At 69.0% G+C, this 10,922-nt stretch carries 10 protein-coding genes, 1 tRNA gene and 1 pseudogene; 5 read left to right on the top strand and 7 right to left on the bottom strand.

What is annotated here, in order from left to right; all coding sequences use genetic code 11:
* From FV222_RS09020 to FV222_RS09010, 3 genes and pseudogenes are all read left to right on the top strand, one after another.
* Positions 1-324 (top strand): annotated as a pseudogene (locus tag FV222_RS09020) (ABC transporter ATP-binding protein); the annotation flags it as partial.
* A gap of 20 nt (positions 325-344) precedes the next feature.
* Positions 345-1,535, top strand: coding sequence for an FMNH2-dependent alkanesulfonate monooxygenase (gene ssuD / locus FV222_RS09015; protein ID WP_147761338.1), 1,191 nt, complete (start codon positions 345-347; stop codon positions 1,533-1,535).
* 79 nt (positions 1,536-1,614) lie between these two features.
* Positions 1,615-1,688: transfer RNA gene (locus FV222_RS09010), tRNA-Gly, on the top strand.
* Between the two features lie 44 nt (positions 1,689-1,732).
* Here FV222_RS09010 and FV222_RS09005 read toward each other — a convergent pair.
* From FV222_RS09005 to gyrA, 7 genes are all read right to left on the bottom strand, one after another.
* On the bottom strand, positions 1,733-2,014 hold the full coding sequence (locus FV222_RS09005; RefSeq protein WP_147750104.1) for a hypothetical protein: 282 nt from the start codon (positions 2,012-2,014) through the stop codon (positions 1,733-1,735).
* A gap of 378 nt (positions 2,015-2,392) precedes the next feature.
* Entirely contained in the window at positions 2,393-2,851 is a 459-nt protein-coding gene (locus FV222_RS09000; protein WP_147750105.1) for a peptidylprolyl isomerase, read from the bottom strand.
* Between the two features lie 70 nt (positions 2,852-2,921).
* Entirely contained in the window at positions 2,922-3,425 is a 504-nt protein-coding gene (locus tag FV222_RS08995) for a hypothetical protein (RefSeq protein WP_147761337.1), read from the bottom strand.
* A gap of 6 nt (positions 3,426-3,431) precedes the next feature.
* On the bottom strand, positions 3,432-3,980 hold the full coding sequence (locus FV222_RS08990) for a peptidylprolyl isomerase (protein ID WP_147761336.1): 549 nt from the start codon (positions 3,978-3,980) through the stop codon (positions 3,432-3,434).
* 31 nt (positions 3,981-4,011) lie between these two features.
* Positions 4,012-4,515: a pantetheine-phosphate adenylyltransferase gene (gene coaD, locus FV222_RS08985; protein ID WP_147761335.1), complete on the bottom strand. Its 504-nt coding sequence runs from the start codon at positions 4,513-4,515 to the stop codon at positions 4,012-4,014.
* A 155-nt stretch (positions 4,516-4,670) separates the two neighbouring features.
* Entirely contained in the window at positions 4,671-5,504 is an 834-nt protein-coding gene (locus FV222_RS08980; RefSeq protein WP_147813916.1) for a porin family protein, read from the bottom strand.
* 241 nt (positions 5,505-5,745) lie between these two features.
* The gene (gyrA, locus tag FV222_RS08975) at positions 5,746-8,481 is read right to left on the bottom strand and encodes a DNA gyrase subunit A (protein ID WP_147761333.1); all 2,736 of its coding nucleotides are present in this window, start codon (positions 8,479-8,481) and stop codon (positions 5,746-5,748) included.
* Between the two features lie 419 nt (positions 8,482-8,900).
* On the opposite strand from gyrA, the gene treZ reads away from it, so the two are divergent.
* Together treZ and FV222_RS08965 are read left to right on the top strand one after the other, a co-directional pair.
* The gene (treZ, locus tag FV222_RS08970) at positions 8,901-10,706 is read left to right on the top strand and encodes a malto-oligosyltrehalose trehalohydrolase (protein WP_147813914.1); all 1,806 of its coding nucleotides are present in this window, start codon (positions 8,901-8,903) and stop codon (positions 10,704-10,706) included.
* Positions 10,703-10,922, top strand: a 220-nt coding sequence (locus FV222_RS08965) for a hypothetical protein (protein ID WP_147813912.1), incomplete at its 3' end; no start/stop codon positions are given. The genes treZ and FV222_RS08965, both read left to right, overlap by 4 nt.

The following is a 10,922-nucleotide window of genomic DNA, read 5'->3' as shown; positions in this document are numbered from 1 at the left end:
GCGTTGGCGCGCGCGCTCGTCAGCGGCCCCGGCCTGCTGGCCCTCGACGAGCCGCTGGGCGCCCTCGATGCGCTCACCCGCATCGGCATGCAGGATCTGATCGAGCGGATCTGGCGTGCGGACGGGTTCACCGCGCTCCTCGTCACCCACGACGTCGGCGAGGCGGTGGCGATGGCCGACCGCATCCTCGTGGTGGATTCCGGCCGCATCGCCCTCGACCTGCGGGTCGATGTGCCCCGGCCGCGCCGCCGCGGCGACCCCGACCTCGCGCGCCTCGAAGGCCGCATCCTCGAACACCTGCTCGGCGCGCCCCAGGCCGCCTGAGCCGACACGGAGATCTTTCGATGACCGCCTCGACCGACAGCACGATTCAGGACGGGAAGACGGACGTCCTCTGGTTCCTGCCGACGCATGGCGACGGCCGCTACCTCGGCGCGTCCGAGGGCGCCCGCGACGTGTCGCTCTCCTACCTTCGCCAGATCGCGCAGGGCGCAGACGCGCTCGGCTATTACGGCGTGCTGCTGCCGACCGGCCGCTCCTGCGAGGACAGCTGGGTCGTCGCCTCCGCGCTCGCCCCGCTGACGCAGCGCCTGCGCTTCCTCGTCGCCGTGCGCCCGGGCCTGATGGAGCCCTCGGCCGCCGCCCGCATGGCCTCGACCCTGGACCGGATCTCCGGCGGGCGCCTGCTGATCAACGTCGTCACCGGCGGCGACCCGGTGGAGCTGCGCGGCGACGGCGTGTTCCTCGATCACGATGCGCGCTACGCGGTGACCGACGAGTTCCTGCACATCTGGCGCGGGCTGATGGCCGGCGAGACGGTGACGTTCGAAGGCAAGCACCTGTCGGCCGAGAACGGCCGGCTGATCTTCCCGCCGGTGCAGAAACCCTACCCGCCGCTCTACTTCGGCGGTTCGTCGCCGGCCGGCATCGACGTCGCGGCCGAGCATTGCGACGTGTACCTGACCTGGGGCGAGCCCCCGGCGGGCGTCGCCGAGAAGATCGCCACCGCACGCGCCGCCGCCGAAAAGCGCGGCAAGTCCTTCTCCTACGGCATCCGCCTGCACGTGATCGTGCGGGAGACCGAGGGCGCCGCCTGGGAGGCGGCCGACAGCCTGATCTCGAAGCTCGACGACGCCACCATCGCCAAGGCGCAGGCGACGCTGAAGCGCCAGGATTCCATCGGGCAGAGCCGGATGATGGCGCTGCACGGCGGCAGCCGCGACAAGCTGCAGGTCTCGCCGAACCTCTGGGCCGGCGTCGGCTTGGTGCGCGGCGGCGCCGGCACGGCGCTCGTCGGTTCCGCCGACCAGGTCGCCGACCGGATGAAGGAGTACATCGACCTCGGGATCGACCGCTTCATCCTGTCGGGCTACCCGCATCTTGAGGAGGCCTACCGCTTCGCCGAGCTGGTCTTCCCGAAGCTGCCGCTCCGCGCCACCACCGGCATCGGACCGACCAACGCCCGCAACGACGGCCCGTTCGGCGAGGTGATGGCCAACGACATCGTGCCGACGCGCCAAGTCTCTGCGCACTGAAAGCTAGCCTCGGACGTGCCACCCGCGCGGCGCATCCGGTCTTCTCAAGCCTCCCGCGCCATGCTATCCGGCGCGGATCGCGGGTGTAGCTCAATGGTAGAGCAGCAGCCTTCCAAGCTGAATACCCGGGTTCGATTCCCGGTACCCGCTCCATACCTCCCAAATCCCATGAATCGGTCGCAGTCGCGGCGTCGCCTCTATCGTGCGACCGCCGCGAAGTGCTCGATCAATCGCGGGCCGTCCCAGATCTCGATCGCGCGACCTTCGGCCAGGGCGAGGGCATGCGCGATGGCCTCGTCGTCGCCGTAGGCCGGGAGTGCGTGCAGGCTCTTCGCGCCGTCGGCGCCGGTGACGACGGCATGGTAGCGCGGCCCTTGCGCCGGCACCTTTCGGGCGCGGGCGGTGTCGGCGCCCGGCGGCAAAACTTCGTCGCGGATGGGCTCGGCGTCGTTCGCGACCGCATCCCGCTTCTCGGCCATCCGGTGAGGTCTCATCCAGGCGGGGTGGAGGAGACGTCCTGGCCATCCGCGCATCGCCCAGCGATCCACGGCGTCGACTCGAAGAGACTTCGGCGAAGAGGCAGGACGCGCCGGACCGTCACGTGCCCGATGGATGATCCGCGCAAGTTGTAGGTTAGGTGCGCGGTCGCAGCACAGCACCAACATATGTTAGGTGAGCGGTACCGGGCGTGTGGCGTCACCCTGCGACCGAAACGCCGCCTTCGGCTCGATCAACGTCCGCTGAGAGCCGTCACCCGCATCGTCGCCTGCGGGGATACGCCCAATGCTCGATGACCCATTCAGGGGGCCGGGATCGCCCGTCGCCTCACGCTTGGAGGCGACGGGCGTTCGTTGAGGTCAGGCGGCGGCGATGGTCGCCTTGACGATCTTGTCGGGGGAGCGCGGCGGCTCGCCCTTGTTGATCGTGTCGACCACGTCCATGCCTTCGGTCACCTTGCCCCAGACGGTGTACTGCTTGTCCAGGAAGCGTGCGTCGTCGAAGCAGATGAAGAACTGCGAGTTCGCCGAGTGCGGGAAGTTGGTGCGGGCCATCGAGCAGGTGCCGCGGGTGTGCGGCTCGGCGTTGAACTCGGCGTTCAGGTCGGGCAGGTCGGAGCCGCCCGAGCCGGTGCCGGTCGGGTCGCCGGTCTGGGCCATGAAGCCGTCGATGACGCGGTGGAACGGGACGCCGTCATAGAAGCCCTGGCCGGCCAGAGTCTTGATGCGCTCGACGTGGTTCGGTGCGAGGTCGGAGCGCAGCGCGACGACGACGCGGCCCTTGGTGGTCTCGAGGACGAGGTTTTCGGTGTCGGCCATGTCGGTCTCCGGGTTGGTCGGGGAAGGGGCGCTGCGCCGGTCGGCGGCGCGGCGGGGTGTTCGGGTGCCGTCATCCGGGTCGGTTCGCGACGACCTTCCGGTAGACGAAACGTAGGGCGACGGGTCGCCCGGCGATCGCTCGGCCGAGGCCGGGCGTGATGCGCGCCGGCAGGCAACGGCTCAGGCCGTCGAGGGTCGCATGCACCAGGGTCGGGCGCGTCTTGGGCCCGACGCCCCTCGCATACGTGATCCGCGGCGGCCCGATCAAGCTCCCGTCCCGCCGGAGCGACAGGCGGGCGGTGATCTCGATGTCGGGCGCGTCCTCGAGCGAGGCCGGAGGGCGCCAGCACGCTGCGAGCGCCGGATAGAGCTCGGCCAGCGTGTTCGCGCGGGGGACGGGGCGTGTCTCAAGCGGCACCACGATCGTCGCCCGCAGGGTCTGCGGGAGGCTCAGCGGGTAGCCGGGCCCCTCGCCGTCGAGGGCATAGCCGTAGAACGGCTGGCCGTCCCACGCACCCGCCGAAGCGGGCGCGAGGGCGGCCAGCAGCGCCGCCGCCGCGCGCCGCCCTCGCATCGCGGCTTACTTCGCCTTCTCGGCCAGCTGCATCTTGACGATCTTGTCCGGGTTCTGGACCGCGCCGCCGGCCGCGCCGGGGGCGGCCCTCTTGATCTTGTCGACGACGTCCATGCCGTCGGAGACGAGGCCGACCACGGTGTACTGCCCGTTCAGGAACGACGCATCGCCGAGGCAGATGAAGAACTGCGAGTTGGCCGAGTTCGGGTCCGACGAGCGGGCCATGCCGACGGTGCCGCGGCGGAACTGCGCCGAAGAGAACTCGGCCGGGATGTCGGGCAGGCTCGATCCGCCGGTGCCGTTGCCCTTCGGGTCGCCGGTCTGCGCCATGAAGCCGTCCATGACCCGGTGGAACTTAAGGCCGTTGTAGAAGCCCTGAGCGATCAGCGTCTTGAGCTGCTTGACGTGCTTGGGCGCGATGTCGGGGCGCAGCTCGATGGTGACGCGGCCGTCCTTCGTGTCGAGGAAGACGGTGTTGGCGTCGGCGGCGCGGGCGGCCGAGCTGCCCACGGCGAGGGAGATCGCGAGCGCGAAAAATGCGGTGCGGCGGTTCATGGGGAATCGTCTCCTTGGAAGGGGTGGTGGCCTAGCTTCGGCTTGCGAAGCGGGCCGCGAGACGTTCGGCCACCTGGTGCGGCACGAAGGGCGACACGTCGCCGCCCATGGCCGCGATCTGGCGGACGAGCGTCGCGGTGATCGGGCGGACCTGGATCGAGGCCGGCAGGAACACGGTCTGGATTTCGGGGGCCATCGCGCCGTTCATGCCGGCGAGCTGCATCTCGTAGTCGAGGTCGGTGCCGTCGCGCAGCCCGCGGATGAACAGGCTAGCCTTGCAGCGGCGGGCCGCGCTCACCGCGAGGTCGTCGAAGGTGGCGATCTCAAGCTCCGTCCCCTCGGCCTCGGCCAGGGGCCGGCAGGTCTCGATCAGCAGCTCGGCTCGTTCTTCGGCGGTGAAGAGCGGCGCCTTGCCGGGGTGGACGCCGATCGCGATGACGAGGCGCGGCACAAGCCGGCAGGCCTGGCGGACGACGTCGAGATGGCCGTTTGTGACCGGATCGAAGGAGCCGGCATAGAGCGCGATGCGGTTCATGCCCGCAACGCCCTAGAGGATTTTCATGACGAACGGAACCGCCGCTCCGGCCGAATGGGCCGGGAGCCCGAAACGCGAGAAGGGCGGAAGCTTGTGCCTCCGCCCTCCTCGCGTGTTCCGATCGATGCAGGCGCCTGGGCGCTTGGCGGTAGATCCTAGTAGGTGCCGAACTTGTAGTTGATGCCGGCGCGAGCGAGGCTGCCCTCGGTCGAGACGCGCGAGATGTAGCCGATCCCCGGGGTGCCGGCCGGGCCGACGTTGGCGACGACGAGGTTGCGGCTTCCGAGGTCGTAGCGGATGTACTCGCCCTTGATCGTCACGGCGCTGGCACGGAAGACGTTCAGGAAGGACTCCGTCGGCAGCGCGTACTCGATGCCGCCGCCGTAGGCGTAGCCGGTTTCCATGTTGGAGCGGCGGGCGGCATAGGTCACCGGCGCGCCGGTCTGGAAGGTGACGGACTGTGTCACGTCTCCGTAGGCGAAGCCGCCGGTGCCGTACACGAACACCCGGTCGAAGGCGTAGCCGACGCGGCCGCGCACCGTGCCGAGGTAGTTGAGCTCGGTGCGGTAGCTGTTGGTCAGGACGTTGGCGTTGAAGACGGGGTTGAAGATCGTCTCGGTGCGGCGGTGCTGCAGATCGGTGTACTGCGCGTCGGCCTCGACGCCGACGACGATGCCGGAGCCCGGCGTGAACTGGAAATTGTAGCCGATCTGGCCGCCGCCGGTGAAACCGTCCTGCGGCAGCGGCACGCTCGGGCGGCGCAGGTTGCGGTCGACGTTGAGCTGCAGGGCGCCGATGCCGGCGGTGCGGACGTTGTCACGCTCCGAGAAGGCGTAGCCGGCGTTCGCGCCGAGGTAGAAGCCGGTCCAGGTGAAGACCGGGACGGGCGTGAACACCGGCGGCGGCGCGCGGCGCGGAAGGTCGGCGGCGCCGGCGGCGGCTGCGAGGGCCGTCGATGCGACGGCGGCGAGGGCGATGGACTTCAGCACGGGCGGCATCCGGGGTTGGTGTCTGGTGTTGCCGACCAGTAACCCCAACAGCCTCCTCTATGATATGACTTAACGGCAACACTCGGAAACAGGCGTTTTCTGAATTTCCGTGACATGCCGTAGATCTATACGCTACGTTTCTTACAGAAAATTCATCCGTCGAATCTGAACTTTTTTGCGACCGCATCGCGCGGCGGCGCGGCCCTGCAGGACGACCGAGCCGTCCTGCAGGGCGCCTCGCTCACACCGCCTCGTCGGCGATCTCGCCGCCCTCGTCCTCGCCGGCGATGTGCTCGACCGAGACGACGCGCTCGTCCTTGGCGGTGTCGAACACCGTAACGCCCTGCGAGGCGCGGCCGACGACGCGGATGTCGTCCACCGGCACGCGGATCAGTTGCCCGGCATTGGTCACGAGCATGATCTGGTCGCTCGGCTCGACCGGGAAGGAGGCCACTAGGTTGCCGTTGCGGGCGTTGACCTCCATCGCCTTGATGCCCTTTCCGCCGCGGCCCGAGGTCCGGTACTCGAACGACGAGGTCCGCTTGCCGTAGCCGCGCTCGGCGAGCGTCAGCACGAACTGCTGGTTGGCGCCCATCTCGGCGTAGCGCTCCTGCGACAGCAGCGGCGCGTCGGTGGCGGCCTCCTCGGCGTCGGCGTCGTTCGCTTCGGGCGCGGTGTCGCCGATGACGGCGCGCTGCATCTTGAGGAAGCCGACCCGCTCCTCGGGTGTCGCCTCGAAGCTGTTCAGGATCGTCATCGAGATGACGCGGTCGCCCTTGCCGAGGCTGATGCCTCGCACGCCGGTGGAATCGCGGCCCTTGAAGACGCGGACGTCCTCGACCGGGAAGCGGATGCACTGGCCGAGCGCGGTGGTCAGCAGCACGTTCTGCTCGGGGCGGCAGATCTCGACGTGGACGATGTGGTCGCCCGGATCGAGCTTCATCGCGATCTTGCCGTTGCGATTCACCTGCACGAAGTCGGACAGCTTGTTGCGTCGGACGCCGCCCGAGGCGGTCGCGAACATCACGTCCAGCGTCTCCCAGGAGCTCTCGTCCTCGGGCAACGGCATGATCGTGGTGATGCGCTCGGCCTGGTCCTGCAGCTGCAGGATGTTGACCAGCGCCTTGCCGCGGGCGTTCGGCGCCGCCATCGGCAGGCGCCAGACCTTCTCCTTGTAGGCCTGGCCCTGGCTGGAGAAGAACAGCACCGGCGTGTGCGTGCTCGCCACGAACAGGCGGGTGACGAAATCCTCCTCGCGGGTCGACATGCCGGAGCGGCCCTTGCCGCCGCGTCGCTGGGCCCGATAGGTCGAGAGCGGCACGCGCTTGACGTAGCCGGCGTGGCTCACGGTGACGACCATGTCCTCGCGCTGGATCAGGTCCTCGTCGTCGACGCTGGAATCGTAGTCGAGGATCACCGTCCGCCGCGGGGTGGCGAACTGAGTGCGCACCTCGGCGAACTCGTCCTTGACGATGGTCTGGATGCGTGACCGCGAGCGCAGGATGTCGAGGTAGTCGGCGATCTCGTCGGCGAGCGACTTAAGCTCGTCGCCGACCTCGTCGCGGCCCAGAGCCGTCAGGCGCTGCAGGCGCAGGTCGAGGATCGCGCGGGCCTGCACCTCCGAGAGCCGGTAGGTGCCGTCGTCCTTCACGCGGTGGCGCGGATCGTCCACCAGCGCGATGAGGGGTGCGATGTCGTGGGCCGGCCAGTCGCGCGCCATCAGCGCCTCGCGCGCCGAGTTCGGATCGGGCGAGGTGCGGATCAGGCGGATCACCTCGTCGATGTTGGCCACCGCGATGGCGAGGCCGCACAGGACGTGGGCGCGCTCTCGGGCCTTGTTCAGCAGGAACTTGGTGCGGCGGGAGACGACCTCCTCGCGGAAGTCGATGAAGGCCTGGAGCAGGTCCTTCAGGTTCATCAGCTCGGGGCGTCCGCCGTTCAGCGCCACCATGTTGCAGCCGAAGGAGGATTGCAGCGGCGTGAAGCGGTAGAGCTGGTTCAGCACCACCTCCGCCATCGCGTCGCGCTTGATCTCGACGACGATGCGCATGCCGTCGCGGTCGGATTCGTCGCGCAGGTCCGAGATGCCCTCGACGCGCTTCTCCTTGACCAGCTCGGCGATCTTCTCGACCAGCGTGGCCTTGTTCACCTGGTACGGAATCTCGGTGAAGATCAGCGCCTCGCGCTCCTTGCGCAGCTCCTCCACGTGGGACTTGGCCCGCATGATGATCGAGCCTCGTCCGGTGGCGTAGGCCAACCGCGTGCCGGCGCGCCCGAGGATCGAGCCGCCGGTCGGGAAGTCCGGCCCGGGCACGATCTCGGTCAGCTGCTCGATGGTCAGGCTGGGATCGTCGATCAGCGCGATGCAGGCGTCGATGAGTTCGCCGAGGTTGTGCGGCGGGATGTTGGTCGCCATGCCGACGGCGATGCCGCCGGCGCCGTTGACGAGAAGGTTCGGGAAGCGCGCCGGCAGCACCGAGGGCTCTTCGCGCGACTCGTCGTAGTTCGGCTGGAAGTCGACGGTGTTCTTGTCGATGTCGGCGAGCAGCGCGGTCGCGGGCTTGGCCAGGCGCGATTCCGTGTAGCGCATGGCGGCGGCCGGATCGCCGTCGACGGAGCCGAAGTTGCCCTGCCCGTCGATGAGCATCAGGCGCATCGAGAAGTCCTGCGCCATGCGGACCAAGGCGTCGTAGATCGATTGGTCGCCGTGCGGGTGGTAGAGGCCGATCACGTCGCCGACGATGCGGGCCGACTTGACGTACTTGCGCTCGGGCAGGTGCCCGCTCTCGTAGGCCGCGAACAGGATGCGCCTGTGCACCGGCTTGAGGCCGTCGCGCGCATCCGGCAGCGCCCGGCTCACGATCACGCTCATCGCGTAGTCGAGGTAGGACCGGCGCATCTCGTCGGTGATGGAAACGGGCTTGATGTCGCTGGCGGGCGGCGGCGTGCCGGCCCCTGTCTCGTCGTTGTCGGCCAAGGGCTTTATCCGTGTGGCGAAGGCCCCGCGTCCGGAGCCGGTGTCTGGTGCGGCGCACGCCGAAAGGCCGCGGGCGGCACGACGTGGGGGAAGACGAATGATATCAGACGGTTAATTATTCCTCCCGCGGCACCGGCGCAAGCACCTGATCCACCCCTGTCCGGCGCTCTTTTCGAGAGCGTCAACGACGCTCGCAACCGTAGGATCGCGTGCCGGAGCGTGCATCTCCACAGACCGGCCAAGCTCGCCCCGGAACGCTGCCGAACGATCCGCAAGGTTTGGGTGCGGTGCGGGGAACAACAGCTGGGCCGGCAGCTTCTGTGACAGATGTGGCTGTTCACACCCGGCTCCGCGTCGGGGATCGCCTCTGCGCGATTCGAACCGGCCACGAGCCCTGAAACGATGAGGATGCTGGCCTGATGCGGCGCACGCACAACATGCCCTTCGGCGCCGAGATCGCCGGCGACGGCGTCCGCTTCGCGCTCTGGGCGCCGACCGCCGAGGACGTCACCCTGGTGGTCGACGGCGCCGACCACGCGATCCCCGACGCCGACGAGGGCTGGCGCCGGACGACCGTGCCGGGGGTGGCGGCCGGCGCGCGCTACGGCTTCCGAATCGACGGCGACCTCGTGGTGCCCGATCCCGCCTCGCGCTTCCAACCGGACGACGTCTCGGGGCTGTCCGAGGTGGTCGACCCGTCGGCATTCGCCTGGACCGACGCCGCCTGGACCGGCCGTCCGTTCGAGGAGGCGGTGATCTACGAGACGCATGTCGGCACGGCGACGCCTGAGGGCACCTATGCCGGCCTTCAGGCGCGCCTTCCCGACCTCAAGGCGCTCGGCGTCACAGCGATCGAGCTGCTGCCGCTCGCCGACTTCAAGGGGACCCGCAACTGGGGCTACGACGGCGTGCTGCCCTACGCGCCGGACGCCGCCTACGGCCGCCCCGACGACCTCAAGCGCCTGATCGACGCGGCCCACGGCCTCGGGCTGATGGTCTACCTCGACGCGGTCTACAACCACTTCGGGCCAGCCGGGAACTACCTCCACGCCTACGCCAAGAGCTTCTTCACCGAACGTCACCAGACTCCGTGGGGCGCCGGCATCAACTTCGACGGCAAGGAGAGCGGCCACACCGTGCGGCAGTTCTTCATCCAGAACACGCTGTACTGGCTCGGCGAATACCATTTTGACGGCATCCGCTTCGACGCGGTGCACGCGATCCTCGACGATTCGCCCAAGCACTTCCTGGCCGAGCTCGGCGAGACGGTGCGGGCGACCTACCCTGATCGACAGATCCACTTGATGCTGGAGAACGAGGCCAACCAAGCGCGCTGGCTCGAGCGCGATGCGACCGGCAAGCCCGTCCAGCACGACGCGCAGTGGGCGGACGACTTGCACCATTGCTGGCATGTTCTGCTGACGGGCGAGGATTCCGGCTACTACGAGAGCTTCAGCGACAAGCCGGTCGAGCGTCTGGCCCGCTGCCTGTCGGAGGGCTTCGCCTACCAGGGCGAGCCCTTCAAGACGCTGGGCGACCATCCCCGCGGCGAGCCCTCGGCGCACCTGCCACCGACCGCGTTCGTCACCTTCCTGCAGAACCACGACCAAGTCGGCAACCGGGCGCTCGGCGAGCGCCTGAGCCACCTCGCCGACCCGGCGAGGCTCGACCTAGCCCGCGCCGGCTTGCTGCTCGCGCCCCAGATCCCGATGCTGTGGATGGGCGAGGAGTGGTCGGCCTCGACGCCGTTCCTGTTCTTCGTCGACTTCGCGCCGGACGAGGACCTGAACAAGGCCGTGCGCGAGGGACGCCGCAAGGAGTTCAAGAGTTTCGCGGCCTTCGCCGACGACACCTCGGTGATCCCCGACCCGACCGAGGCCGAGACCTTCGAAGCCTCGAAGCTCGATTGGGCGGAGCGCGAGCGATCCCCCCATCGCGAGGTCCTGGCCGAGACGACGCGCCTGCTGGCCCTGCGCCGGGACGTGGTGGTGCCGCTTGCCAAGTCCGGCTATCGCGGGGCCAAGGCGAACCTGCCCCGTGCAGACGTCGTAGACTGCACCTGGTCCTACGACGGCGGGACGCTGCGCTTCGTCGCCAACGTCGGCAACGGGCCGTATTCCGTCGAGGCCGGCGACGACACGCTGGTTTGGACCAATGCGCCGGACGGCACCGGTGCAATTTTGCCCGCTTGGACGGGCGTATTCCTGACGAAAGCGGCCCGATGAGCAGCGCACTGCAACGCCTGGCCGACCTGGCCGGCATCGCCGACGGCTACGTCGACGCCTTCGGCAAGCCGGTCGAGACCCCGCTCGAGGTTCGCCGCGGCATGCTCGCCGCGCTGGGCTTCGCGGTCGAGAGCGACGACGCCGTCGCCCGCAGCCTCGCCGAGGCCGAAGCGTTGCGGAACGGCCTGATCCCGCCGTTGCTCCCGGTCGAGGCGC

This window comes from Methylobacterium sp. WL103, assembly GCF_008039885.1.
Classification (GTDB): domain Bacteria; phylum Pseudomonadota; class Alphaproteobacteria; order Rhizobiales; family Beijerinckiaceae; genus Methylobacterium; species Methylobacterium cerastii.
Note: the sequence above shows the minus strand (reverse complement) of the source record. Positions and strands in the feature narration are given on the sequence as shown.